Here is a 25799-nt window from a genome sequence, read left to right as displayed (position 1 = left end):
CACGGCGTGGCGGCACCTGCCTGGACTCCGGGAATCCGGCGTCGACGACGGGACGGATTCCCGGCTGTTCCCTCACCTGACGGGGGTCGCCGGTCCGCACCGGGCGTCAATTGTGAACATTCTTAAGCGAAGGGCCGCTTCAGGCCGCGGCGAGGGCGGTGCGCGCGGCCGGCCCGGCGCGTTCCCGGTCCGCGGGCACCAGGCCGATCCGGGTACGCCGGTCCAGCAGGTCGTCCTCGGTCAGCGCGCCCTCGTGGCGGACCGCGAAGAGCAGCTCCGCGCCGGTGACCTCAACACCCGGGGCGACCGGTTGCCGCAGCTGCGGGTCGGCCGCGCCGAGCGCGTACACCGCGGGGGCCTCGGCGCCGTAGCGGGCGATCAGCCGGGCGGGCACGGCCAGGCGGCCCAGCCGGTCGGGGGACGCGGCGCCGACCAGGGGCGTGCGCGCGGTGCGGCACGGCCCGGCGGTCAACCCCGCGAGGACCACCGCGGCGTCGACCGCGTCGGCGGCCATCTTCCGGTACGTGGTGAGCTTGCCGCCGACGATCGTGGTGACGCCGCCGGGCGAGGTCAGCACGGCGTGCCGGCGGGACAGGTCGGCGGTGCGGTCCGCGCCGCCGGCGAGCAACGGCCGCAGGCCCGCGAACATGCCCACGACGTCGGCGTCGGTCACCGACACCTCCAGCGCGGTGCCGAGGACGTCGAGCAGGAAGCCCACCTCGGCCGGGCTGGGTTCGGGCACCTCGCTGGCCGGGCCGTCGACCGGCTCGTCGGTGAGCCCGGCGTAGACGAGGCCGCCGGGCTGGGGAAGGGCGAAGACGAACCGGTTCGTCTCGCCGGGCACCGGGATGGTCAGCGCGGCCGTGGGGTGGCCCAGCGCGGCGGCGCGCAGCACCAGGTGGGTGCCGCGGGACGGTCGCAGGTGGACGGTCGGGTCCAGCTCGCCGGCCCAGACACCGGTGGCGTTGACGACCGCCCGGGCGCGGATCTCGTGGCGTTCGCCGGTGAGCGCGTCCCGGACCGCGGCGCCCCGGCCGTGCAGCTCCTCGACGGCGCACCGGGTCAGGATGCGGGCGCCGAAGCCGGCCGCCGTGCGGGCCAGGGCGACGACCAGCCGGGCGTCGTCGACGAGCTGACCGTCCCACTGCACCAGCCCGCCGCGCAGCCCGGTCCGGCGCACGGCCGGCGCCAGCCGCCGGACCTCGACGGCGGAGATGCGCCGGGAGCGGGGCAGGGCGGCGCGCGGGGTGCCGGCCGCGGCGCGCAGGGCGTCACCCGCGGCGAACCCGGCGCGCATGAGCAGGGCCCGCGGCGCGCGGACGAACGGCGTCAGGGGCAGGACGAACGGCAGCGCGCTGACCAGGTGCGGTGCGGTGCGCCGCAGCAGCACGTCGCGCTCGGTGGCGCTCTCGTACGCCAGCGCCACGTGCCCGCCGGCCAGGTAGCGCAGCCCGCCGTGCACCAGCTTGGAGCTCCACCGGGAGGTGCCGAAGGCGAGGTCGACGGCGTCGACCGCGGCCACCGACAGCCCTCGCGACGCCGCGTCCAGGGCGACGCCGGCGCCGGTCACACCGAGGCCGACGACGAGCAGGTCGACCGTGCGCCCGGCGGCGAGCTCGGCCAGTTCGCGCCGGCGGCGTGCCGCGCTGAGCGAGGTGGCGCTCACGGCCGGAGGAACCGGTCGAGGAGCAGGCGCAGCTCGTCGTCGAGGGCGTCCTCGCCGATGTCGCCCTCCGGGCCGGTCATGGTCGAGGCGGAGACGACAAACCCGTGCACGGCCAGGACCGCCGCGCGTCCCAGCAGCACCGGATCCTGCCGGCGCAGCGACCCGTCGCCGCGGCCGGCCTCGATCGAGGCGATGAGGTGGTCGAGGATGGCGTCCTGCACGCTGCCCCGCCGGTCGACCAGGTACGGCAGCAGCACCTCGGGGTCGAGCTCCACCACCCGGCGGAACATCGCGTGCCCACGCAGGGCGCGGGCGCCGCGGACCAGGCCGTCGACGATGCGCTCGCGCGCGGTCCCGCCCACCGCCTCGGTCTCCGCCGTGATCGCCAGCGCACTCCACTCGCGGGTCATCAGATCCGCCATCAGCGTGGCCATGTCCGGCCAGCGCCGGTACATCGTCATCCGGGACACGCCGGCGCGGCGCGCCACGTCGGTCAGCGTCGTGCGCCGCAGCCCGACGGCCAGCACGCAGGCGCGGGCGGCGTCGAGGAGGGCGTCCTCAGCACTGTTACGAACTGACGTCATGTGTCACAGTGTAACGCATGACCCTCTTCCGCTGGGGCGATCCCGCCGACGCCGTCACCCTGCCGTCCGGCGTCCGCGATCTGCTCTCCACCGCGCTCGGGGTGACCGGACCCCGTCCGGTCACCGGGCCGGAGCTGCCCGCCCCGGCGCCGCTGCCCGACTTCCCCGGCCTGGACGTCTCGGCCGGCGCCCGCCTGCGCCACGCGACCGGCATGTCCACGGTGGACCTGCTCACGTCCCGGTCCGGCGCCGTGCCGGACGCCCCCGACGGGGTGGCCCGGCCCGCCTCGCACGACGAGGTGCTCGAGGTCCTGCGGATCGCGGCGGACCACCGGGTGGCGGTCGTGCCGCACGGCGGCCGCACCTCGGTGGTCGGCGGTCTGCGCGCGCTCCGCGACGGCTACGCCGGCGTGGTCGCCCTCGACCTGAGCCGCCTGGTCCGCCTGGTCCGCCTGGACCGGACCTCCCGGACGGCGACCTTCGAGGCGGGCGTCACCGGTCCCCGCGCCGAGCAGATGCTCGCCGAAGCCGGCTTCACCCTCGGCCACTTCCCGCAGTCGTTCCAGTACGCGACCCTGGGCGGGTTCGCCGCCACCCGCTCCAGCGGCCAGGCCTCGGCCGGGTACGGGCGCTTCGACCAGATGGTGGTCGCCCTGCGTGCCGCCACCGGCGCCGGCACGCTCGAGCTCGGCCGGGCGCCGCAGTCCGCCGCGGGCCCCGACCTGCGCCAGCTGCTGCTGGGTTCCGAGGGGGCGTTCGGCGTGATCACCGAGCTCACCCTGCGGATCCGGCCGGCCCGGGAGGTGCGGTACGCGGGCTGGGCCTTCCCGTCGTTCGACGCGGGGATGCGGGCGGTGCGCGCGCTCGCCCAGGACGGCCCGTTGCCGGCCGTGCTCCGGCTCTCCGACGAGGCGGAGACCGCTGTCAACGCGGCGACGGGCGCGAGTGCGGACGCCGGCGGCGGCTGCCTCGCCATCGTGGGGCACCTCGGCGACGCGGACCCCGCCGATCGGCTCACCGAGTACGGCGGCGAACCGCTCGGCGAGGAGCCGGGCAAGGTGTGGGAGGCCGGCCGGTTCCGGGCGCCGTACCTGCGCGACGCGCTGCTGGACGCCGGCGCCCTCGCCGAGACGCTGGAGACCGCCACCTTCTGGGACCGCCTGCCGCAGACCTACACCGCGGTCCGGGACGCGCTGCTCGGGGCGCTGGGCGACGCCGGCACCCCGCCGATCGTCATGTGCCACATCTCGCACGTCTACGAGACCGGCGCCTCGCTGTACTTCACCGTCGTGGCCGCCCAGGCCGAGGATCCGGTCGCGCAGTGGCGGGCGGCCAAGACCAGCGCCGGCGCGGCGATCGTCGCATCCGGCGCGACGATCACCCACCATCACGGCATCGGCCGGGACCACCGGCCCTGGTACGCCCAGGAGATCGGTCCGGTCGGCGCCGCGGTGCTGCACGCGGTCAAACGGGCCCTCGACCCGGCCGGCATCCTCAATCCCGGGATCCTGCTGCCGTGATCCGCGACGCGTTCACTGCCGTGGTCAACCCCGCCGCCGGCTCGGGCACGGCCGCGGCGACGATGATCAGCCTGGCCCGGGCCCTGCGGGAGAGCGGCGCCCGGGTGCGGGTCACGTACAGCCGGAGTCTGCCGCACGCGACGGAGCTCGCCGCCGCGGCAGCCGGCCGGGGCGACACGGTGCTCGCGGCCGGCGGCGACGGCCTGGCCGGCGCGGTGGCGGCCGGGCTCACGGGAACGACCGCGGAGCTGGGCCTGGTCCCGGCCGGCCGGGGCAACGACCTCGCCCGCGCCGTGCCGCTCCCCCGCGACGACCCGGCGACGTTCGCCGCGGCCCTGCGCGAGCGCCCGAGCCGGCCGATCGACGTGGCGATGGCCGGTGACCGGGTGGTGCTCGGCAGCGTCTGCGCGGGCCTGGACTCGGTGGCCAACGACGCGGCCAACCGCTGGCGCCTGCCCCGCCGGCCGATCGCGTACCAGATCGCGGCCGTGCTCGTCCTCGCCCGCTGGCATCCGGTCACCTACGACCTGCGCGTCGACGGGGTGCCGGAACGGGTGCGCGGCAACACGGTGGTGGCCGCCAACTGCGCCTGGTACGGCGGCGCCCTCAAGATCGCCCCGGCGGCGCTGCTGGACGACGGCCTGCTGGAGCTGGTGACGATCGGCGAGATGAGCCGGCGGCGCCTCGTACCGGTGCTGACCGCCATGCGCCGCGGCGCGCACGTGGGCATGCCGGGCATCACCAGCCGCCCGATCCGGGAGGTCACCATCGCCACGGACCGCCCGATCCCGTTCTACGCGGACGGCGAGAAGCTGCCGGCGGGTCCGGTGACGGTCCGGGTACGCCCGGCGGCCCTGCACCTCATCGGCGCCTGACCCGCCGGGCCACGAGCGCCCGCTACACGGCGATGCCGGCGGACGGGATGACGATGCCGCGCGTGTCGAGCTCCTGGACGTGCTCCTCGGGCAGGTCGGCGGGCGGCTCCGAGCCGGCGGGCGCGAGCGTGGCCCAGACCTGGGCGATGACGTCCCGGCCGGCGCGCTCGCGTGATTCCTTCGAGGTCCAGACCTCGAGCAGCCGGAACCCGGTCCCGGTCGGCCAGGCGACGTGTGCGAGCAGCCCGTCCACCTGCCCGCCGGTGTGCTTGAGGAGCGCGGCGTGGAACGTGTCGTACAGCTGGACCGGCGCGGCGATGTCGATGCTGACGGTGTGGGTCATGGCGGGCTCCTCCGTTACTGTCGTCCGGCAGCTGTCTGCGGGGCGAGGCGGGTGGTGAGTTCGGCGACGCCGTCGCCGGAGAGCTGGGGCAGGACGGCCGTGCGGCCGCAGCAGACCAGGAGCAGGGCGGCCATGGGGCCGCGGACGGTCGGGCCGTGGCCGGCCGACCAGGAGATGTCGGTGGCGGTGAGCCGGAGACCGGCCATCTTCTTCGCCGCGGGCAGCGGCGGTGGCCAGCGCATCGACAGCGTCCGGTCGGCCGCGACGGCGGCGGCGCCGGCCGGCAGGTCGAGGTGGCGGCCGAGCGGGATGGCGATGTCCTGGCTGTGCACGAGGATGTCGCAGAGGGTCTCCCGGTACGTGACGCCGAAGATGTGCCGCCGCGAGCCGATGGTGGCCCGGATCCCGGCGATGAGCTGCTCGGTGGTCAGGGCGGTCGCGCGCCGCCGGGCGACGTGCGCGGTGGTGCGGTCGAGGCTGCCCCGCCACTGTCCCAGCCGGCCGAGCACGGCGCCGGGGCCGAGCTGCTGAAGCGTGAGGTGGGCGGCGACGTCGCGGACGGTCCAGCCGGCGCAGAGCGAGGGCCGGCGCCACTGGTCGTCGCCGAGATCGGTGAGAAGGTCGCAGAGCCGGGCGCGTTGCGCGTCGATGGCCTGCCAGATCTGGTCGGGAGTCATGACGGCACCTCCGTCGACAGTGGGCGGATCACGGTGGTGACCAGCGTGGTGATCTGGTCGGTCGGGTCGAACGCCGGGTCCGGGATGGCCAGCTCGTGCAGGACGACGCCGGTGTAGTGGTTCATGATGATCGGCGCGTCGCGCTCGGGGTCGGTCGAACCGGCGACCCGCAGCCAGGTCATGAACCAGGCGTTGACCCGGGCTCCGCCGGCGAGCAGGTGGGCGCGCATGGCCGGGCGGATGCCGGCTTCGACGAGGATCGCGTAGCGGGCCAGGGTCAGCGTGCGCTGCGGGCCGGTCGCGGTCCTGGCCGCGGCGACGAGCACCTCGGCCAGCTCCTGCGGCGTCGTCGGATACATCCGCATCGCCAGCTCCTCCCACAGCGCCCGCTCGCGGTCGACGAACCGGTCCATCACCGCGTCGAGCAGCGCGTCGCGGGTGCGGAAGAGGTTGGAGGCCGAGCCGGCCGGCAGCCCGGCCTGGTTGTCGACGGCGCGGTGGGTCAGCGCGTGGATGCCGCGTTCGCCGAGGACGGTGATCGCGGCGTCCAGCAGTTGTTCGCGTCGGGTCGACATACCCGAACACTACGATAGTAGTGCAGGAGACTGCAACCGTAGTACCGTGGGGACATGGAGGCGTATCGCGCGGAAGTGGCGTTCGACGGCGAGCGGGTGATGCCGGGCGGCGCGCTGGTGCTCGTCCGGGACGGTGTGATCATCGGCGTGCAGCCCGCCGCCGCGGCGGTTCCGGATGGCTGCCCGATGACCTGGCTGCCCGGCACCACCTTGCTGCCGGGGCTCATCGACGCGCACAGCCACCTGTGCGGCAACGACGGGCCCGACGCGCTCGACCGGCTGCCCAGCCTGAGCGCGGACGACCTCGACCGGACCGTCGAAGCGGCACTCGCGGCGCAGCTCGCGGCCGGCGTCACCGCCGTACGCGACCTCGGCGACCACCGGTGGGCCGTGGTCGACCGGCACCGCGACCGTCCCACCGGCCCGACCGTCGTCGCCGCCGGCCCACCGATCACCAGCCCGGGCGGGCACTGCGCCACGATGGGCGGCGAGGCGTCCGGGATCGACGGGCTGCGCCGGGCGGTCCGCGAGCGGGCCGAGCGCGGCGCCGACCTGGTGAAGATCATGGCCAGCGGCGGGGTGATGACCCCCGGCACCGACATCCGGGCCTGCCAGTTCAGCCTGGAGGAGCTGTGCGCCGCGGTCGAGGAGGCGCACCGGCTCGGCCTGCCGGTCACCGCGCACGCCCACGCCCTCACCGCCGTCGAGCAGTGCGCCGCCGCCGGGGTCGACGGCATCGAACACTGCAGTTTCCTCACCGGACAGGGCATCCGCACCCCGCCCCGGCTCGCGGCCGCGATCGCCGCCGCCGGCATCACGGTCTGCCCGACCCTGGGCCACGACCTGGAGGCGATGGCGTCCCTGCCGGCGTCGTTGCTGGCCCTGGCCGCACGCGTCGGCGTCACCCTCGAGCAGCGCCTCGCCCAGGTCGGCGAGCTGCAGGCGGCCGGCGTGTCGTTCGTCAGCGGCGTCGACTCCGGCATCAACCCGGTCAAGCGGCACGGCCTGCTCCCCACCGCCGTCGTGGAGATGGTCGCCGCCGGGGTGCCGCCGGTGACCGCGCTCGCCTCGGCCACCGGCGGCGCCGCCCGGGCGTGCGGGCTGGCCGACCGCACCGGCCGGCTCCGCGCCGGGCTGCAGGCTGATCTGCTCCTCGTCGACGGCGACCCGACCACCGACATCACCGCGGTCCGCGACACCCGGCTGGTCGTCTGCCGCGGCCGGCGGGCACCGCTGCTGACTCGTTAGGTTTGTCGGTCATGACGGACCTGCGGCTGGAGCCGATGACCGAGGATCAGTACCAGCCGTGGCGGGCCGAGGCCGAGGCGCACTACGCGCAGAGCGTCGCCGCGTCTGGCCAGTCGGCGCAGGAGGCGGCCCGCAACGCCGCCGACACTTACGCGCGGCTGCTTCCCGACGAGTACGCCACCCCTGACCACCATTTCTGGTACGCCTACGACGGCGACCGCCGGGTCGGTTTTCTCTGGGTCAAAGTCACCCACGACACCGCATTCATCTACAACATCGCCGTCGAACCCGAGGTACGCCGCCGGGGCTACGGCCGCGCGATCATGCTGGCCGCCGAGCACTGGTGCCACGCCAACGCGCTCGCCAGAATCGGTCTGCACGTCTTCGCCCACAACACCGGCGCCCGGGCCCTCTACGAGCAGCTGGGCTTCACCGAAACCGGCCGCACCATGGCCAAAGACCTGTGACCGCCAGTCACCCGACGGGCCGGGGATTTCCCGCCATGGAATTGCGCATAGGAATATCCCGATTTCCCCCGTCATTCTCGCCCGCTGACCGAAATGATGTTGCAGGCCGAAAGTCCTGACCACAATCAATGACCGGTCGTCGTCCCGCGGAGGTCTATCCTGGACGAGCCGCATGGATTAGCGTTGATGCCAGATTCCGTCCAGCCAACTCCGAGGTCATCCGTTGGAGGCCGACGATGTCCGTTGCGCGACCCGGCGCCAGGTCTCGGCGACATGGCTTGCGGAGCGGCCTACGGAGCTGCCTCGCCGGCGCCGTGGCAACCCTGACGGCCGCGACAGCAGCGGTGCTCCCGGTGACGCCGGCTCTGGCCGCCGTCGACCCGCTGACGTTCACCAACTCGGTGGTGCGGGAGAACCGCAAGCCCGGTTCGACCGGCTGGCAGGTCACCAAGGCGGCCGACGACACCGCCCTGCAGGTCGACGCGTACGCCGACCGGCCCAGCGTGAACAAGGGCGCGACGATCACCTTCCACGTCACGGTGAACCCGGCGCAGCAGTACCGGGTGGAATACTGGCGGATGGGCTGGTACGGCGGCCACCTCGGCCGGCTCGCCGCCGACACCGGCCTGATCGACGGGAGTCCCCAGGGCAGCTGCATGCCGCCCGGCGACCAGTACGTCCAATTCGGTCTCATCGAGTGCCGCTGGACCGCGGGACCGACGCTGACGGTGCCGTCGGACTGGGTCAGCGGCATGTACCTGGCCAAGATCATCAACGCCGAGGGCTACCAGAGCCTGGTGCCGTTCGTGGTCCGTGACGACGCCCGGAGCGCACGGATCCTGATCGCCCAGACCTCCACGACTTACCAGGCCTACAACGTGTGGCCCGACGACGGGCGCACGGGCAAGAGCCTGTACGGCGGGTACGGGCCGAAGGTGGTCGGCTCGGACGGCGTCCGGGCGGTCAAGGTCTCCTACAACCGCCCGTACGCCCTTGCCAACGGTGCCGGCCTGTTCTTCGCCGAGGCGATCCACACCGCCGCCTGGTTCGAGCAGAACGGCTACGACGTCGCGTACGCGGACAACATCGACGTCCACAACGGAACGGTGAATCCGCGCCCCAACACGGTGTTCGTCTCCCCCAGTCATGACGAGTACTGGTCCAAGGCCATGTACGACCGGATCGAGGCGAGTCATCAGGTCGGCACCCGCCTGGCGTTCCTCACCGCGAACAACATCTACTGGCAGACCCGGATGGAACCCGCCGGCTGGACCGGCCAGGCGAACCGGACCATGGTCGTCTACCGGGCGGAGGCCACGGACCCGGTGAAGGGGACGTTGGCCACGATCCGCTGGCGCAATCTGGGCCGGGCCGAACAACGGCTGCTCGGCAGCATGTACATCGCCACCGTCGGCCCGGACGCCGACTGGGTGGTGCACGACTCGGCCGCCCCGATCCATCGGGGCACCGGCGTGGTCCAGGGTACGAAGATCCCCCGAATGGTCGGCGTCGAGGCGGACCGGATCGTCGCCGGTTTCCCGACCCCGCCCAGCCCGCGCGCGTTCTATCAGCTGGCGGAGTCGCCGTACCAGACCCGCAACTGCGGGTGCACCGGCACGACGCACGTCCACCAGGGCACGGTGTACCAGGCGGGCAACGGCATCTGGGTCTTCAACTCCGGCACGTTCAACTGGCCCAAGGGCCTCATCGAGCCGACGTACGCGCACCCGACGGTGCAGCGGATGACCACGAACCTGCTCGCCACCATGCTCAACATGGCCAGCTCGGCCGCCTTCCGCCGGATGAACGGCGCCGACCGGTACGCAACGGCCGCCTACCTGGCCACCGACACGTTCGCCGCCGGCGTGCCCGTCGCCTACGTGGCGACCGGCGAGGACTTCCCCGACGCGATGGTCGGTGGCCCGGCGGCCGCGCACGATCAGGGGCCGATGCTGCTCACCCGATCCACCGCCCTGCCGAGCCCGACGGCGGCGGCGCTGTCCCGGCTCCGGCCGGGCCGGATCGTGCTGGTGGGCCGGCCCGAGACGGTCTCCGACGCGGTCCTGGAGCAGCTGCGCACCTACACCACCAGCGGCCGGGTGGACCGGGTCGCGGGATCCGATCGGTACGCCACCGCCGCCGCCGTGTCCGCCGCCGCCTTCCCCAGCGGGGTGCCGGTGGCGTACGTCGGCAACGGAGTGAGCTTCCCCGACGGGCTGGCCGGATCGGCTGCGGGCGCCGCGCTCGGTGGGCCCGTCCTGCTCACCGAGGCCGCGGCGCTGCCGGCGGCCACCGCGGACGAGCTGGCCCGGCTGCGGCCCGCCCGGATCGTCGTGCTCGGCGGTACGGGCGTGGTCTCCGAAGCCGTCGAGAGCGAGCTGGCGTCGTTCGCCCCGACGACTCGCGCCTCGGGCCTCAACCGCTACGAGACGGCGATCAACGTGTCCCGGGACGGGTACGCACCGGACAGCCCCTCGACGGTGTTCATCGCCGCCGAGCTGAGCTTCCCCGACGCGCTGGCCGCCGGCGCCGCGGCCGGCGTGGCGGGCGGCCCGCTGATCCTGACCGGCACGTCGCTGTCGCCGCAGGTGGCGATCGAGGTGGCCCGCCTCAACCCGTCCCGGGTCGTGGTCCTGGGCGGCACGGGCGCCGTCCCGGCCACGGTGGTCACCCAGCTGCGGTCGATCTTCACCAGCACCACCTACGTCGACGTCGTCTCGACCGGATCGAGTACGCCATGATCAAGCCAGCCCGCACCCGGGTTCGCCGGCTCCGGCTCGGCGCCGTCCTCACCGGCCTGGCCGTGGTGATCATGACCGGCGGCTGCCTCGGCCCCGGCGCGGCACAACCCACGCCGGCCACTCCGCCCGCCGACCCGATCGAGTCCCTGGTCCCCGCGCCGACCCCGACGGCCGCCGGACCCCCGTCCTCCGCGGTCGACGACGCCCAGCTGATCGCCGCGGTCCCGTCCTGCCGCGCGCAACCGTGCCGGCTGCTGGCCCGGGTCAACGACTTCGGTGTCCCAGGCGGCGTGGCGGCCCTGCTCGCCTGGGACCGCACGGACAGCGCCGACCCCAACTATGAACTGATCGTCACCTCCGCGACCGGCGACCTCCTGTGGCGCGCCCCCGACCAGCGCCTCGGCCACGTCAACGGCTACGAACGCTTCACCGTGGACGGACCCGACCGGCTCTTCCTGCCGCTGGCCGCCGAACCCCGCGGCCAGACCCTGACCGTGCTCCAGTGGCGCAACGGCGACGTCGACGACCGCAAATCGCTGTCCACCCCCCGATTCCGCGGCGACTCGGTCGCCTTCGCCGAGGACCGCGACAAGAACGGCACGGCGGAGATCATCACCCAGTCCACCCAGGGCCTCGCCGACGCGGAGTCCGGCGGCCTGGTCGAGGCCACCTACACCCTCGTCGAGGACGACTACCGGCTCACCGGCTGCCGGCAACGCCAGGGCGAAAGCTTCCAGTGGACCACCCGTCCATCCCGCGACGGACGCTGCACGGCAAGCTAGGCGCGTCAGGAGATCACGTCCTCCACCGTCGCTTCCCGGGTCATGCCGCCGTCGTTGACCGAGGCCTTCAGCGGTGTGTACGAGATCGGCGTGCTGTATCCCCGGCCGTACGAGTGCACCGAGAACGACGCCTCCTTGCAGTCCGGAGCGGTGAGGATGCCCTGGGCGATCACCTCGCCGGCGGCGACGGACCGCCACTGCACACCGACCGCCCAGCCGTCACCGCAGAACGAGTCCACCACGGTGAAGGAATTGCGCCCCTTCGCCATGTTGTGGGTGCCGGCGTTGTAGAACACGTAGCCCGCGACGCGGCCACTGGCGTGATAGACGACCGCGCTGCTGGTCGCCGCTTGCGCCGCGGCGGGCACGAGCAGCGCCACACCGGCCACACCGGCGGCCACGGTCGCGCCGAGCACACGGCTCCTGAGGCGGGAGATCATGGTGAAGTCCTTTCGACGAGGATCAGGTACGCCTCGAAGTCAACCGTCGCCCAGCCCCGCACCGGGCGAACGCCGACCGACTCCGGACGACGCCGACGGCTGTGCTGCTGACGGTCCGTCCTGAGTGGAGCGGCACCGGACGGCACCGGATCGCCGGCCCGTCGTTCCCGCGCTGCCGTCGGTCGTGGTGAGGTTGCCTTCGGGTAGCCGATTGGTGCACCGCTCAGCCGCGGCACGGCACGAGCCGATCCTGATCCATGTGGCTGCCGGCGTTCTGCCGGTGCATCGATGCTTCGCAAGGGGGCGGTATGTGCAAGCGGTGTGACGATCTCCGCAGACCTCGGCGGTTGGGCGGCTGGCTCGCCGTTGCCGCGCTCGGCACAGCCGCCGCGGGGCTGACCGGCACCGGGGTGTTCGCGACCTGGGTCAGCACGGCGTCCGTGCAGACCGGCGTGAGCACCGCGGCCGACGTCGCGATGACGCACACCGACACCAACGGCACCACCTTCACCAGCAGCGTGGCCGACCTGCTGCCCGGCGACTATCTCCACCGGTACGCGAACCTCGTCAACACCGGCGCGCTGACCGAGTCGTTCTCCGCCGCGATCAGCGGCACCGGCACGCTGACCGGCGCCGGTGGCCTGCGCGTCGCGGTGGACTCCTGCACCGTCGCGTGGGCCAACGACGGCAGTTGCGCCGGCACCGCCGACCCGGTGGTGACGGTCCGCGACGTGGCAACGGCGGGCACCGTGCCGCTCGGTGACATCCCCGCCGGCGGCACCGAGCACTTGCGGTACACGTTCGTCCTGGACGCCGCCGCCGACCAGAGCACCTTCCAGGGCAGCACCGGCCGGATCACCGCGGCGATCACCGGCACCTCCGCGGTCGCCGGCAACCGCAACCGCACCGCCGGCTGAGACCACGCGATGGCGACGATCAAGACACCGGTCTGCGAGGGCGCCCGACCGTCACGGCTCGGGTCCTGGGTGCTGACCGCCGTTCTCGGCGTGGCGGCGTTACTCGCGCAGCCGCTGCCGGCCGCGGCAGCCTGGTCGGCGACGGCGGCCCCGCGCACCGCCGCCATCGGTATGGCCCGGGCGCAGTACGCCTTCACCGGTCCCACCGCTTCGACGTTCACGATGTCGTTCAACCTGCTCCAGTTCCTCGACACCGAATACGTGACGCTGACGAACACCGGCAGCACGCCGGCGATCTTCGCCGGGGTCGTCAGCAAATCGGCGGTCGTGCCGGGCACAGCGCGTCTGACCGTCACGGCGTGCAGCGTGCCGTGGAATCAGCTGCTCGGGACCTGCAGTCAGGGCGCCACCGTCCTGACGGCCAACACCGCGCTGAGCCCGCCCCCGGTGGTGCACCTCGGCCCCGCTGCCGGCGTCGCCGTGCCTGCCGGGCACCAGCAACATCTGCAGGTCTACGTCGCCAGCCTCGCCTTCTCCGGCTGGCTGGCCCTCACCGTCCCGGCTGCGACGCTGCCCGTCGGCGGCCGCGACCGAACGCACGCCTGAGAGGAACAGGAATGAGCCGGTCCGGTCGGCGAAGCAGCAGCGGCGGCGCACGCCTGCACGGAATTCTGTTCTCCACGGTTCTCCTCATCGCGGTGGCGTTCGTGGCCGGATCCGCCGCCCTGACGGCGCTCGGCGTGAAGGTCATGCCCGTGCTGTCCGGCTCCATGAGTCCCACCATCGCCACCAACGCGCTGGTCGTCGCCACGCCGGTGGCTGCCCATGACGTACGCGTCGGCGACGTCATGGTGTTCAATCCGCCCACCGTCACCGGCAGCGTCATGGTCATGCATCGCGTTGTCGAGCTGCGTACCGTGGACGGCACCCGGACCATGATCACCCGCGGCGACGCCAACCCGGGTCCCGATCCGTGGGCCATCGACCTCAACCGGTCCGCGCTGTACCGGGTCACCTACGCCATCCCGTACGCGGGACGGGCCTACCGGGCTCTGCACGCCACCGCCACCGACCCGCATTCGTCGCTGTTGTGGGCAGGCATCGCCGCCGGCTTCCTCGCGTTCGGGGTCTCCCTGCGGCTCAGGCGCCGTAACCGGCCGGGCGACACGTGGTGTGCCGACCACGGCTCCGGGCACCGGACGAAGCCCGATCCGGTCGGCGAGCACCACCTCCAGTCGGTCAGCCTCGAACTCCGGCACCGGCTCACCAGCATTCTGGGCTACAGCGAGGTGCTCACCGAGCACAACGACCACCGCAGCGTGGCCGACCTGCGCATGGCCACCACCGTCCACGACCACGCCCAGCGACTCTCCGAGGTCCTCGACGAACTGACCGCCCTCGCCGAGGAATCCACCCCGCCCACGCGTGAACTGGCCGAGGCTCACTGACGGGACAGCAGCTCACCGCGTACGGTCGGAACCAGATGGGAACCGGGAAGCCGGTCCGTCGCGATCAGCTCGTCCACGATGGCCGGCGTCGACCACGATGGACTCGCCCGCCTCGGGGCCGAGGCGCACGATCGTCAAGCCGACGTCCCGGAGCAGGTCCGGCAGGCGCCGCACGGCATCGCGGTCCTTGTCCCGTTCGAGCTCCCCGAGGGCCGGCCAGGGCACAAGCGACGGGTGGCGCTTCGCCGCGTTTTCGCGCACGGGACCGTACGTCCATCCGCCGGCCCGTCGCTGACGGCTCCACAGCTCGTGCTCCTGCTCGGCGAGGCGGTCCACCTCGTCGGCGGTGTACCGGAACGTCGGCGCCTCGGCCGTCCAGGGGGCAATCGTGCTGCCGATGGCCTCCAGTTCCGCGCCGATCCGACCGGCCTGGTCGCGGTTCGCAGCCCGGTAGGTGTCCGGCAGTTCCTCCCACGGGACCAGGCCGGAGCGTGATCTCAGCGGCTCACCCTTGCCGGCCTGGTCCCGCAGATACCGGTCGTGGATGCCCCTGGCCAGTTGTTCCGGCAGATCCTCACCGAGGCCGGCGGAACGGCCGGCCAGCTCCCCGACGCTGACGAACGACAGCCGTCCGCCGAGGTCGTCGAGCAGTCGCGACCGGCCGGCCCGCAACGCGGCGGCCTGCCCGGCGATGTGGTCCAGGCGGACGACCACCGAGTGCCGGGGGCCGCTCCACAGGGCGACCGCGCTCAACGCCGTGCGCAGCGCCGATTCCTCGTCCGGGTGACAGAGATACACCCGGTGCGGCACGACGGCGACCTCCGACAGGGTGGTGACGGCCGCCGGTGCGCCGTACTCATGCACCACCGGCCACGCCCGGTCGAGTTCGGCCACCGCCTCAGCGGCGTCCGGGCCGACCAGCGTGACCGGGATCCGACCCGGCTTCCCGCCTCGCCCCCAGGACCGGGCGAGCTCCACGACGACCTGTCGCCCGAAAGCGCCCAGCCCGACGACCACGACCGGACCGGCAGGAACCGGATCGCGGCACACGACCGCCCGGGCGGCCAGATGTTCCGGGTTGAAGATGGTCACCGGCAGATCGGCGCCGCTGCCGACGGCCAGCTGCCGGGCGCGCAGGGCAGTCCCCAGCACAGGATCGCTGACCTGGGCGTACACCGTCAGGCCGGATCCCGGGCCGCGTGCGTTCGCGGCCGCGTACGCCGTGGCGACGTTGATCGCGCAGTCGTGCGTGTCGTCGGCGCACGCATAGAGCACGCGCGCGCCGCGTATTCCGGCTCCGGCGAGACCCTCGGCGGTGGGGTGAGCCTGCCGAACCACCTCCGTGCCGCTCTCACGCAGCGCCGCGGCGAGCGAGCGGGCCGTCGGGGTGTCACCCGTCACGATGGCGTGGCCGCGCAGCCGGCGCAGCCTCCGGCGTTGCCAGCGGTCGGCGGACCAGGTCCGGATGCCCTCGACGGCGGCGTACACCGTGACGGCCGGTGCCAGGAACCGTGCGATCTGCAGGGGCATCGGGAGCGGTCCGCCCTCGCCGATCGGCGCCGGGTCGAGCATGAACAGCTGGAGGTTGTAGTAGGTCAGGTCCAGCGGGCTGCGGCCGAACCGGACGGCGCGCTCGCCGATCAGGTAGTCGCTGAGTCCCCAGTAGCCGAGCGCCAGAGACACGATGATCAGGACGGCCGGGATCACCGCTCGGCGCATGCCGCCGCTCCGTGCGCTGCCGGACGGCGCCGGATCTCCGGCAAGGTCGGGAGCCCGTCGGCCGTCCCGTCCACGCCCACCGGCATCGTTGGTCATCGGACCGGCTCGGGCTCAGTAGTAGTAGTAACCGTCGGACGAGAACAGGCTCATCATGAGGCAGAGACCGATCACGATGCCGACGATGTCGACGATCAGGGCCGTTGTGGAGGCCTTCTTCGCCCCGTTGATGTCCCCGACGGTCCACCGGCTCGTGACCTGCGACGAGAAGTAGATCCCGATCACGCCGGCGATGGGGAAGATCAGGGCGATGATCGACAGCGGCCAGTACGCCGCCGGCTTGGCCGCGGTCAGGCCGGCGGCCGGGGCCACCGGCTGTCCATAGGTGAGTGGCGGGGGCGGGGGTGGCCCGTACCCGGCCGACGGGCCGTACTGCTGTGGCGGCGCGGGCGGCGGGTACGCCGGCGGGGGCGGGTAGCTCGGTGGTGCGTGCCGGGGCCTGGGCCTCCTGGCCTCCTTGTCGTCCGCGGAGCCGGCCGGAGTATTGATGGTCATGGCTGTCCTTCCCTCCCGTTGTCGAAGTACGCGTCCTCGACCTGGACGCCCCCGTCCGCGGCATACTCGGTCCACTCCCCGTCGAACCAGCGCACCTGGTGACGGCCGGAAGGGTCGGGATACCACCCGGCAGGAGGTCGTGCCGTCGCCGGTGGCACCGCAACGGCCGCACGGGCGGCGTCCCGTCGAGCCGGCTGCCGCGGCGGTCCAGGCTTCGTGCCCTCCACCGGAGCCGCCGGCGTCGCCGCCGGCGTCGCCGCCTCCTGTATCGGCCGGATGAAGCCCACTCCGGTAGGGCGCGTCGTCCAATTGCGCCGCGACAGTTCCTCCAGCTCCTTCCACGCCGCGTAATAGAGGTCTCGGCGTTTGCGCAGCGCCTGGAGCAGCTCCAACGCGGCGGCGTGCTCCCGGGGCCGGTCCAGCGCGACGCGCAGGACCGCCACCAGGGCGAGCTGGTCCTCGAGGGACAGGTTCTCCGCCCGGACCCGGTTCGCCACCCCGTTCAGGTAGGAGAGCGGGACTGCCGGGGGCAGCGGCATCGGGTTCGGTGGCGGCGGAGCCGGTGGGAGCGCGGCGATGGCACCGGCCAGCTGGAACGCCGCCAACGGCCCGGCGTTGGTGTAGTCGACCAGCTGCAGCGGGGCCAGATCGGGCGGGAGCAGATCCGTGAGCACGGGAACGATCAGAACCGGCAGCAGCGGCTTGCCGAGCTGCCGGGCGTACTCCCGTTCCTTGGTGGCCGCGTCGGATTCGAGCAGCGCCGGGGACACCGCGATGATCATCGCGTCGCATTCGCGGATGCGGGCCAGGATCTGGTTCCACCACGCCTCGCCACCGTCGAGTTTGCGGTCGATCCAGAACGCGTGATGCAGGGTCTCCAGCCCGTCCTCCACCTCGTGCACCACGTTCTTGTCGGCTCGGGCGTACGAGACGAACAGCTGGAGACTCCTGCCGGTGAGCGGTTGCTGCAGGGTCGTCATGGCATTTCTCCGTTCACCCCGGACGAGGACGGAACGCCGCCTCCCCCATCAGTACCGTGCCCAGACGGATGCGGAAGAGCCCAGAGCACAACGTCCCACCGTCGGTGAGCCTTTACTCCCTGTCATCAAGATCCGGCCGGGCGGCGCCGGACAGCCGTGCCGGGTACGGGACGCATGACCCGCCGGGAAGGGGACCTTCTGCGGTAGGGCCCGCACCGGGGGCATGCGAGTGTCAAGAAGGATGAGTCCAGTGGCATCTGGAGGTCCCCGATGACCGGTGACGCCGCACGATCCATTTTCCGTCGGGATACCGTCGAAGCCCTGGCCCGAGCCTTCCACCGGGTCTACACCAGCGCGCCCGATCCGCAGGGTGCCCGCCATCGCCGGGATGACTGGGACGAGTTGCCCGAGGTCCTCAAGGAGTCCAATCGGGATCTTGCCCGCGACGTCGGGGACAAGGCCCGGCGCATCGGCTGCGCCGTCGAGCCGGGCACCGAGGGCAGCACCGAGATCCAGCCCGACGAGGTCGAGATCCTCGCCCGGCGGGAGCACCAGCGCTGGATGCGGCACCTGCGCCGGGCCGGTTGGCGGTGGGCCGACGGTCCGGCGGACGTGACAGTGCGGACCAGCCCCTACCTGGTGTCGTGGGGCCGGCTCTCCGAGGCCGCCCGGGAGCTGGACCGGCGGATGATCCGGTCATTGCCGCAAGTGCTCGGCGGGGCCGGCCTGCATCTCGCCAGGGTGGGTACCGACCGGGCGCCGGAGACCGCGCCGCTGTCTCCGGCAGCCGTCACCGAGCCTGCCGACCCGGCTGACCGGGCGCCGCGATCGGTGCCGGAGGGAGACACGCCGGCCGGGGCCGCCGAGGTGCTGTCCCTGGTCGCCGGCCTGCGCGCCGAGCGGCAGTGGAGTCGAGCTCGTCAGGTGGTGCGGTCCGCGCTCGGGCGGACGGACCTGGACCCCGCGGAACGCCGGAAACTGCGCCAGCTTCTCGCCGTCTGCACGTACAAGGACAGCGAGCTACGGCTGCTGCCGGCGTTGGAGTCCGGGCTGGCGGCCCTGGCCGCCGACGGCGACGACCTGCGGCGCTGTCAGGACCCGGAAACGCTGGGCATCGCCGGTGCCATCCACAAGCGCATGTGGGACGTCGGCGGCGGCCGTGAGCACCTGGACATGGCGCTCGGTTACTACCTGCGCGGGGTGGCGTGCGCCGACGGGATCGATCAGGGCTACACGATGATCAATGCCGCCTTCCTGCTCGATGTGCTGGCCGATCAGGACGAGCGAGCAGCGCGGCACACCGGGCTGCCCGCTGAGCAGGGCGCAGAGCGCCGGGCCCGCGCCGTCACGCTGCGGACGGAGATCCTGGAGCGCTACGGTCCGGCCGCGGCCACCGCTGCCGAGAACGCCACCGCCGGGCGGGCCGGACCGGACGTCTGGTGGCTGGTCGCCACGGTGGCGGAGGCCGCCTTCGGCACCGGTGACTACACCACCGCCGGGCGGCTGCTGGCCGGGGCGGAAAGGCTGCCGACGCTGCCGGACTGGCAGCTGGAGTCGACCGCTCGCCAGCTCATGGCGCTGGCTCAGCTGCGCCCGGGTGCCGACGGCCGACCGGATCCGGCCGCGCTGCGAATCGTGGCGGATCTCGTCGGCCGGCAGCCGGACCAGCTGACCACGCTCACCGGCCGGGTCGGGCTGGCGCTGTCCGGCGGCGGGTTCCGTGCCTCGTTCTTCCACCTCGGCGTCCTCGCCCGGCTGGCGGAGCTGGACGTGCTGCGCCACGTGGAGGTGCTGTCCTGCGTCTCCGGCGGCTCCATCGTCGGCGCCCACTACTACCTGGAGCTGCGGCGCAGGATGCAGCGGCACACGGACACGGAGATGACCCGTGACGAGTACGTGGACATCGTCCGTGCCGTCCAGCGGGATTTCGTCGCGGCGACCCGAAGGAACCTGCGACGGCGGGCGCTGACCAATCCCGTCGCGGTGCTCAAGACGGTGTTCGTACCCGGGTACAACCGCACCGAACAGGTGGCCCGGCTGCTCGACCGGTACTTCTACCGGCCGGTGCTGCACGGCGAGGAACCGGTGCTGGGCGAGCTCGGGATCACGCCGGTCGAGGGCCCGCAGCCGTTCGATCCGCGGCGCCACAACTGGCGGCGGTGCGCCAAGGTGCCGTTGCTCATCCTCAACGCCAGCACCATGAACACCGGCCACAACTGGCAGTTCACGACCGGCTGGATGGGTGAGCCGTACGCCTTCATCGACGACCGTGTCGACGCGAACTACCGGCTGGGCCGGATCACGCTGGCGACCGCCGAGGAGGGTGATCCGAAGATGCTGGGTCAGGCGGTGGCCGCGTCGGCCAGCGTGCCCGGTCTGCTGGCGCCGCTGCGTCTCGACCGGATCTATCCCGGCAAGAGCATCCGGCTCGTCGACGGTGGCTGCGTGGACAACCACGGCGTGTTCGGCCTGCTCGAGGAGGACTGCCAGTATCTGATCGTCAGCGACGCCAGCGGCCAGATGAACGCCGAGGACAGGCCCGCAGACGGCGCGTTCGCCACGCTTCGACGGTCCAACTCGATCCTGATGAGCGCCATCCGCAACACCCTGTTCACGGAGCTGGACGCCATGCGCCGGTCAGGCCGGCTGCGCGGGGTACTGCACCTGCACCTGAAGCGGGATCTGCACGGCGAGGTGATCACGGCGGACGCCGCCGCGGTAAAGCGGCCCGACACCGATGCCGGAACCACCGACTACGGCATGCCGCGAGCGGTGCAACGGCACATCGCCGGCCTGCGCACGGACCTCAACGTGTTCACCCGCGCGGAGGTGAGCACGCTCATGCTCAGTGGCTACCGCATGACCGCGGCGTCATTCGGGACCGACCTGCCCGGCTTCCCGGTGTGCACGTCCCCACCCGTGCACTGGGACTTCCAGGACATCGCGCTCGCAGTCGACGCGCCACCCGGGTCGCCCCGCGCGCTGGCGCTCGCGGGACTGCTCGGGATGGACCGGCAGCACGCCTGGCTCAGCCCGCGCCGGGGCCGGGCTCCGGGAACGGGCAGGGCACACCCATCGGCGCGGAGGGGGGTTCGAGATGTCGTCGTCGGAAGGGACCGCGCCCGCCCGGCCGGCCAGGCGCGTGTGCGCTGACTGCCGCCACTACCGGCTCCGGACACCGGTACGGCCGTTCGCCGGGGATCAGATCATCGCGGCCGGCGTGCTCAAGGAGCTGAACACCTGGGAACAGGAGGAGCGGCAGCGCGCGCAGCAGGAGTACCAGGCTTTCCTGTCGCGCCAGCCTTTCCTGTACGAGCCACACAGCTACGCATGGTGCGCGGCCGCTTCCCGTGAACAGGAAGTGGCGCTTGCCCAGGCCGGAGACGAGGAGGCTCGTGACCGTCTCCTGGCCGAGGGCGCAGCCACGCTCAACCCGGTCACCGGCGCGCTGTCACCGCTGTACATCCTGTGCGCCTGGCAGAACCCGACAGGGGGGTGCGAGGAGTATGTCGACAAGCGGGAAGGCTGACGCCTCGGTCCTGCGGGGTGACGCCAAGGTGATCGTGGAGGGACTGGTCCACGTCGGGCACCTGCGCGATCTGGTTCAGCAGCAGACCCGCCGGGCCGTGCCGGTGGGCGGCCCGTTCACCGTCGGCCTGCCCGAGTCGGGACTGCTGAACCCGTTCGACATTCCGGTGGGGCCGTCTGCGTCCGGCGTACCGATGGAGAAGCTGGAGTGGACACTGCGGTCCGCGCCCGGCGAGCTGTACCTCCGCGACGCCGGCCTCACCGCCGCCTACGGTCTCTTCGGTGCGCCGGGAAGCGGCAAGACCACGCTGCTGCTCAAGTTGCTGCGGCAGGTGCTGGCCCTGCACCGCGACGATCCGGAGCGCCGGTTCGGCGGCCTCATCCTGGACCCGAAGGCCGCGCTGGTGGAGGACGTGCGGGCGATGGCCGAGAACGCCGGCCGCTCAGCCGACCTGGTGGTGATCAGCGCCGAGGAACTGGCCCGCCGGCAGGAGTCGGTCAACCTCATCGACTACGGCGGCGACCCCCGGGCGCTGGGCCGGCTGCTGGTGCTCGCCGGGCAGAGCGCCGGCGCGGCCGCGTCGGAGCAGTTCTGGTTCGGCGCCTGGAAGAACCTGTTCAGTCCGGCGCTCCAACTCCTCGCCGCCTACGGCGAGGAACCGGTCAACCTCCGGACGCTGGTGGAACACGTCCTCACCGTCCGGCCCGGCGCCGACGGGCAGCCGGAACGCCCGATCCAGGCGCTCGCCCGCAGGGTCGCCCTGGACGTTGCGGAGAACCCTGACCTGCCATCGGAGCAGCGCTCGGACCTGCAGGTGGCGGTCGACGAGATCGAGGGCTTCTACCGGCAGGATGCCGAGAACGTGGAGACCGTGAACGCGTTGATCAGCGGCGCGTACGGGGACTTCCGGTTGGCGCGATGGCGGCGCTTCACCGAGGAGTCCGGGCTGGGGCCCGCGCCGCACACGGCCCGGTTCCACGACCGGATCATCGACGACGGCAAGCTCGTTCTCGTCAGCGTCTCGCCGGACGACCCCGCCATGGCGAAGACGATATGCACGCTCACCAAGGTGCTCTTCCAGCAGGCCGTCATCAGCCGGCTGGGGCGGGTCCGCGCCGGCACGCTGCGGAACTTCACCCGGCCGGTGTTCCTGGCCTGCGACGAATACAGCGGGATCGCGTCCGAGGTGCCGGGTCAGCCGATGGGCGACGGGTACTTCCTGTCGCTGTGCCGGCAGAACGGGTGCCTGGCGCTGATCGCCACGCAGTCGGTCAACATGCTGCAGAGCGGGGCGTTGAAGGACGTGTGGAAGGGCGTCTTCAGCAACTTCGGCGCCACGTTCTTCCTGCGGCTGTCCGACCGGGACACCGCGGAGGAGGCCACCAGGCTGGTCGGCGAGAACGACTGGCTGCCGACCTCGCTCGGTGCCTCGTACCAGGCCGGCGGCGGAGGCTACAGCAGCCAGCGCAGCCTCCAGGAGCACAAGGAACTGCCGACGACGGTGCTGACCCAGGTGCTGCCGCGCGGATTCGGCGTGGCGGTCGGTTCGCTGGACGGCAACAAGACCCGGCCGGGGGCGACCGCCTTCGAGGTGGGCCCGGCGGGAGATCGCACCGGGGAGGTGCAGTGCTGATGTCTACGGTGGAGCACCAGCGGCGGGCGGGTCACTCGACGGCGGCCACTGCGGCAGGCGTTCGCGCCGCGGTGGACAGCCAGATGCGTGGCGTCAACACGAATGCCCAGAACGAGATGCGCCGCCTGGATGACGCGATGGACAAGATGGCGCGCACGCCGGGGGTGTCGCGTGACCAGGTGGAGCGGCTCCGGGAAGACCAGCGACGGCAGCTCGACGGTTTCCGCCGCGGTCGGCAATCCATCCTGGAGCTGTTGCGCGGGGCGGCAGACGATCTGGACGCGCGCCATCAGGGTCAGACCACGGCCTGCCAGGACGATCCCGCCGCCCGCGGGCAGTTGGCGCAGCGACAGAGCGGGCAAAGCCGGGCCCTGGATCGGCTGCGGGAGCGGAGTCTCGACGAGCTTCGCCAGATCGGCGCCCGGCAGGACGGGATGCTCGCCGACCAGCGACGCGGGGTACGCCAGCAGGCCGCGGCGTCCCCGGGGCCGGACGGCGCGGTCGGACATCGGGCCGACGAACTGGCGGCAAAGCGGGCCGAGCAGGAGAAGAAGATCGAAACGCTGGTCCGGGACCTTGCCGATCGGATCCGTGCGGAGTTGACCGCCGGTGCGGGAGCGGCGCCCCCGTCCGGCCCTGGCGGGGACCGGATGCCGGCCGGGCGCAGCCGTGGCGCCCGCGTGGACGCGGATCGCGGCATGTGGGAGACGATGGATCAGCGCCCCGGTCCGCTGTCCGCCGAGGAGAGCGCGCGGGTGGCGCGGGAGACGCTCGCCCGGGACCCGCGGCAGGACCCGATCCGCGCCCTGGTGGATCGGATCGGCAGCCGGGCGGCGGAGATCCTCACCGCCGGGGACCCGCGTTCGCCGCAAGCCGTGCGGGAACGACTGCGGGAAAGGTTCGCGGCCGCCCGCCAGGCGGGCGACGATCGGGCGGCGGGCACGGCCTTCCACCGGGCTGCCGAGCTGGCCGCGCGGGAACGGTCGAAGGACGTCCCGCCGGGCTGGCGGATGGATGCCGAACTGCGGTTGCCGGACCAGCCCGGGAACGTGGACAGCAGGCTCGATCTGCTGTTCCACCGCCCGGGCGAGGCGAAGAACTTCGACTGGAAGACCACCGGCGCCGGTGCGTTGCGTTCGCAGGACGAGATGCAGCGGCACGAGCAGCGCGCCCGCGACTTCGTCGGCTCCCGGTACGGGACGGACCCGGCCGACGTGGCGATGGAGCAGGAATCGCGCTCCTGGAACGAGTACGTCACCAGCGGGTCCGACCCTCGCCTCACCGCCTCCGCCGAGCACGCGATCAAGGAGGAAGCCGCCCGCCAGGAGGCCGCCCGCGAGCGGCAGCGGAACCAATCGAGCCAACCGTAATCGCCCGCGGTCCCGCACCGCCGTTCGCGCCGGGACCAAGGCCAGGGGGACGTCATGACCGCGATCTGCGAGACATGCCACTACTACCGGCGCGTCCGGCCGCCGAGCCAGCTGCTTGCCGCGGCGCTCGACGTCGCCGACGGGCCGGTGGCGAACGCACTAGCCAAGATCGTCGAGGACGAGCAGAAGTGGCTGGAGGCCGAAGCGACCGTGAAGCGGTCCCATGCCACCACCGGTGACGAGTCCTGGCCCGCCCGTCCGTTGATGTCGGCGTACTGCGCCCTGCGGGAGGCCGAGGGCCGCTGGCTCATACCGGAGATCCGTAACCGCGGCGGGCAGTGTGCGACGCACCAACCGGCCGCGGCGGCCGGCGCTCGATGCGCCGACTGTGCGTACCGTCGCGCCGGGCGCGGCTTCGAACGGGATCGGCAGCGGGAGCAGCTGTACGCGGACATGCTGGCCGGTGACACGATGGCACAGACCAAGACGTCCTCCTCGGACGAGTCCCTGCTGACCAGACACCGGGAGGGCGCCGCGGCACTGCAGGCGCTCGAGCTCAGTGGAGCGTACGCCGCCAAAGGCGTCCTGCTCAGCGAGCCACGTTACCTGGACTGGTGCGCACACGACTTCACCGGCGACGAGTACGTGGCGTGCGCGCTGCGCAACCCGTACGGCCGGTGTCCGGACTGGACCGGCGAGCAGACACGCGAAGCATCCACCCACGCCCCCGCCGCCGACCGCGGCGAGGCGTGCCTGCCCGCAGAAGCGGCGGACGACATCCTCGACATGATGGTGTGGCTGCTGGAGATCCAGCTCCCGCCGGACGTACGCGATCGGGCCCGCGCCGAGGTCGTGCGGCTGTGGAGCGCCGAGGACCGAACCCGGCAGTTCGTCCTGACCGTCTGCCTGCCCCTCTACCAGCAGTGCGCGGGCATGCCCGAGGGGCTGGCGGACCTTACCCGGGAGCAGGCGCAGCCGGGGCTGGTTGCGGCGCTGCGGACCAGCCCCAACTGGCTCGCACGCCGCATCGTGGACGAGTACGACCGGGTGAACGCACCGCTGGCGCCGGGAAGCCCGCCGCTGACCCAGGAGATCGCCGACGCGTTCGTGGACGTGCTGACGTTCATGGAGTCGATCGTGTCGGGCGCCGACCCGGCGCCGCCCACCGACCAGGTGCGGGGAAGCTGGATCGCCACCATGGCCGCGGCCTGGCCCGGCCTGCCGCCGCAGGTGCGCCAGTGGTTGACCGAGATGCCTGTCGGCTGGGCCCAGCTCCGCTACCAGTGGCAGACCCTGCGGCCGGACCAGCGCTACGCCTACCAGGAGCAGCTACGCGTCCAACTCGGCATCGTCCACGGCGTGGCCGGTGACGTGGTCAATGCGGCGGGGCAGGCCACCGCAGCGGGTACCGGATCGTGGTACGGACCGGCATACGGCCCCGGCCCGCGGGCATACGGCCCCGGCCCGCAGGCCTATGGCCCGCCGGTCGCGGCCTACCCGCAGCTGCCGGCCTGGGCCCGCGACGACGCCGGCCCGGCACCGACCAGCGAACAGTTGCTGGACCGCATCACCAGCCGCCAGCAGGCACAGGAGGCCGAGGCCGAGCACCAAGATGCGCGCCTCGCGCTGCAGGTGCGCATGCACAACCAGATGGAACGCTCGGCACTGATCAGCAACATGATGAACATGGAGCACGAATCGATCATGTCCATCATCAAGAACATCAAGTAGCG

General features: G+C 72.7%; 23 protein-coding genes. 14 read left to right on the top strand and 9 right to left on the bottom strand.

Features of this window, described 5'->3' with window-relative positions:
• Positions 1-139 precede the first annotated feature (139 nt).
• On the bottom strand, positions 140-1666 hold the full coding sequence (locus tag ACIBQZ_RS19610; protein WP_396090139.1) for a glycerol-3-phosphate dehydrogenase/oxidase: 1527 nt from the start codon (positions 1664-1666) through the stop codon (positions 140-142).
• Complete coding sequence (locus tag ACIBQZ_RS19605) at positions 1663-2250, bottom strand: TetR/AcrR family transcriptional regulator (RefSeq protein ID WP_396090138.1); 588 nt, start codon at positions 2248-2250, stop codon at positions 1663-1665. The genes ACIBQZ_RS19610 and ACIBQZ_RS19605 overlap by 4 nt, the downstream gene beginning before the upstream one ends.
• A 17-nt stretch (positions 2251-2267) precedes the next feature.
• Between ACIBQZ_RS19605 and ACIBQZ_RS19600 the strand changes: the two genes are divergently transcribed.
• Complete coding sequence (locus ACIBQZ_RS19600; protein ID WP_396090137.1) at positions 2268-3770, top strand: FAD-binding oxidoreductase; 1503 nt, start codon at positions 2268-2270, stop codon at positions 3768-3770.
• Positions 3767-4645: a diacylglycerol/lipid kinase family protein gene (locus ACIBQZ_RS19595; protein ID WP_396090136.1), complete on the top strand. Its 879-nt coding sequence runs from the start codon at positions 3767-3769 to the stop codon at positions 4643-4645. Before ACIBQZ_RS19600 ends, ACIBQZ_RS19595 begins: the two co-directional genes overlap by 4 nt.
• 22 nt (positions 4646-4667) lie before the next feature.
• Here the strand turns inward: ACIBQZ_RS19595 and ACIBQZ_RS19590 are convergent, their stop codons facing one another.
• Genes ACIBQZ_RS19590 through ACIBQZ_RS19580 form a run of 3 tightly spaced genes read right to left on the bottom strand, consistent with a single transcriptional unit; the run spans position 4668 to position 6240 of the window.
• Positions 4668-4988 (bottom strand): hypothetical protein, encoded by a 321-nt coding sequence (locus tag ACIBQZ_RS19590; protein ID WP_396090135.1) that lies wholly within the window; start codon positions 4986-4988, stop codon positions 4668-4670.
• 14 nt (positions 4989-5002) lie between these two features.
• Positions 5003-5665 carry a maleylpyruvate isomerase family mycothiol-dependent enzyme gene (locus ACIBQZ_RS19585; RefSeq protein ID WP_396090134.1) on the bottom strand — a complete coding sequence of 221 codons (663 nt, stop codon included), beginning with the start codon at positions 5663-5665 and terminating at the stop codon, positions 5003-5005.
• A complete protein-coding gene (locus ACIBQZ_RS19580; RefSeq protein WP_396090133.1) occupies positions 5662-6240 on the bottom strand; it encodes a TetR/AcrR family transcriptional regulator in 579 nt (192 codons plus the stop codon). Before ACIBQZ_RS19580 ends, ACIBQZ_RS19585 begins: the two co-directional genes overlap by 4 nt.
• 54 nt (positions 6241-6294) lie before the next feature.
• On the opposite strand from ACIBQZ_RS19580, the gene ACIBQZ_RS19575 reads away from it, so the two are divergent.
• The 4 genes from ACIBQZ_RS19575 (at position 6295) to ACIBQZ_RS19560 (ending at position 11478) form a co-directional block, all read left to right on the top strand.
• The gene (locus tag ACIBQZ_RS19575; RefSeq protein ID WP_396090132.1) at positions 6295-7488 is read left to right on the top strand and encodes an amidohydrolase family protein; all 1194 of its coding nucleotides are present in this window, start codon (positions 6295-6297) and stop codon (positions 7486-7488) included.
• A gap of 11 nt (positions 7489-7499) precedes the next feature.
• Positions 7500-7955 carry a GNAT family N-acetyltransferase gene (locus ACIBQZ_RS19570; RefSeq protein WP_396090131.1) on the top strand — a complete coding sequence of 152 codons (456 nt, stop codon included), beginning with the start codon at positions 7500-7502 and terminating at the stop codon, positions 7953-7955.
• A 353-nt stretch (positions 7956-8308) separates the two neighbouring features.
• Complete coding sequence (locus ACIBQZ_RS19565) at positions 8309-10696, top strand: N,N-dimethylformamidase beta subunit family domain-containing protein (RefSeq protein ID WP_396090130.1); 2388 nt, start codon at positions 8309-8311, stop codon at positions 10694-10696.
• Positions 10693-11478: a hypothetical protein gene (locus ACIBQZ_RS19560; protein ID WP_396090129.1), complete on the top strand. Its 786-nt coding sequence runs from the start codon at positions 10693-10695 to the stop codon at positions 11476-11478. The genes ACIBQZ_RS19565 and ACIBQZ_RS19560 overlap by 4 nt, the downstream gene beginning before the upstream one ends.
• A gap of 5 nt (positions 11479-11483) precedes the next feature.
• Here the strand turns inward: ACIBQZ_RS19560 and ACIBQZ_RS19555 are convergent, their stop codons facing one another.
• Positions 11484-11918, bottom strand: coding sequence for a hypothetical protein (locus tag ACIBQZ_RS19555; RefSeq protein ID WP_396090128.1), 435 nt, complete (start codon positions 11916-11918; stop codon positions 11484-11486).
• A gap of 347 nt (positions 11919-12265) precedes the next feature.
• Here ACIBQZ_RS19555 and ACIBQZ_RS19550 point away from each other — a divergent pair, with 347 nt between their 5' ends.
• From ACIBQZ_RS19550 to ACIBQZ_RS19540, 3 genes are read left to right on the top strand one after another with little or no spacing between them, the layout of a single operon-like run.
• On the top strand, positions 12266-12835 hold the full coding sequence (locus tag ACIBQZ_RS19550; protein WP_396090127.1) for a hypothetical protein: 570 nt from the start codon (positions 12266-12268) through the stop codon (positions 12833-12835).
• A gap of 9 nt (positions 12836-12844) precedes the next feature.
• Positions 12845-13441, top strand: coding sequence for a hypothetical protein (locus tag ACIBQZ_RS19545; RefSeq protein WP_396090126.1), 597 nt, complete (start codon positions 12845-12847; stop codon positions 13439-13441).
• Positions 13442-13452: 11 nt separating this feature from the next.
• Positions 13453-14283 carry a signal peptidase I gene (locus ACIBQZ_RS19540; RefSeq protein WP_396090125.1) on the top strand — a complete coding sequence of 277 codons (831 nt, stop codon included), beginning with the start codon at positions 13453-13455 and terminating at the stop codon, positions 14281-14283.
• Between the two features lie 12 nt (positions 14284-14295).
• Here the strand turns inward: ACIBQZ_RS19540 and ACIBQZ_RS19535 are convergent, their stop codons facing one another.
• From ACIBQZ_RS19535 to ACIBQZ_RS19525, 3 genes are all read right to left on the bottom strand, one after another.
• Positions 14296-16002, bottom strand: coding sequence for a RyR domain-containing protein (locus tag ACIBQZ_RS19535; RefSeq protein ID WP_396090124.1), 1707 nt, complete (start codon positions 16000-16002; stop codon positions 14296-14298).
• A gap of 111 nt (positions 16003-16113) precedes the next feature.
• Positions 16114-16554, bottom strand: coding sequence for a CD225/dispanin family protein (locus tag ACIBQZ_RS19530; RefSeq protein WP_396090123.1), 441 nt, complete (start codon positions 16552-16554; stop codon positions 16114-16116).
• Positions 16551-17534, bottom strand: a complete 984-nt coding sequence (locus ACIBQZ_RS19525) for a TIR domain-containing protein (RefSeq protein ID WP_396090122.1) — start codon at positions 17532-17534, stop codon at positions 16551-16553. Before ACIBQZ_RS19525 ends, ACIBQZ_RS19530 begins: the two co-directional genes overlap by 4 nt.
• Before the next feature lie 270 nt (positions 17535-17804).
• Between ACIBQZ_RS19525 and ACIBQZ_RS19520 the strand changes: the two genes are divergently transcribed.
• From ACIBQZ_RS19520 to ACIBQZ_RS19500, 5 genes are all read left to right on the top strand, one after another.
• On the top strand, positions 17805-20687 hold the full coding sequence (locus ACIBQZ_RS19520) for a patatin-like phospholipase family protein (RefSeq protein WP_396090121.1): 2883 nt from the start codon (positions 17805-17807) through the stop codon (positions 20685-20687).
• Between the two features lie 67 nt (positions 20688-20754).
• Complete coding sequence (locus tag ACIBQZ_RS19515) at positions 20755-21063, top strand: hypothetical protein (protein ID WP_396090120.1); 309 nt, start codon at positions 20755-20757, stop codon at positions 21061-21063.
• On the top strand, positions 21041-22696 hold the full coding sequence (locus ACIBQZ_RS19510) for a TraM recognition domain-containing protein (protein ID WP_396090119.1): 1656 nt from the start codon (positions 21041-21043) through the stop codon (positions 22694-22696). Before ACIBQZ_RS19515 ends, ACIBQZ_RS19510 begins: the two co-directional genes overlap by 23 nt.
• Positions 22696-24066, top strand: a complete 1371-nt coding sequence (locus ACIBQZ_RS19505) for a hypothetical protein (protein WP_396090118.1) — start codon at positions 22696-22698, stop codon at positions 24064-24066. The genes ACIBQZ_RS19510 and ACIBQZ_RS19505 overlap by 1 nt, the downstream gene beginning before the upstream one ends.
• A 54-nt stretch (positions 24067-24120) precedes the next feature.
• Positions 24121-25797, top strand: coding sequence for a hypothetical protein (locus ACIBQZ_RS19500; RefSeq protein WP_396090117.1), 1677 nt, complete (start codon positions 24121-24123; stop codon positions 25795-25797).
• Positions 25798-25799: the final 2 nt, after the last annotated feature.

Origin of the sequence: Actinoplanes sp. NPDC049599 (genome assembly GCF_044465625.1) — a bacterium.
Classification (GTDB): domain Bacteria; phylum Actinomycetota; class Actinomycetes; order Mycobacteriales; family Micromonosporaceae; genus Actinoplanes.
This window is presented reverse-complemented; position numbering and strand designations above follow the sequence as displayed.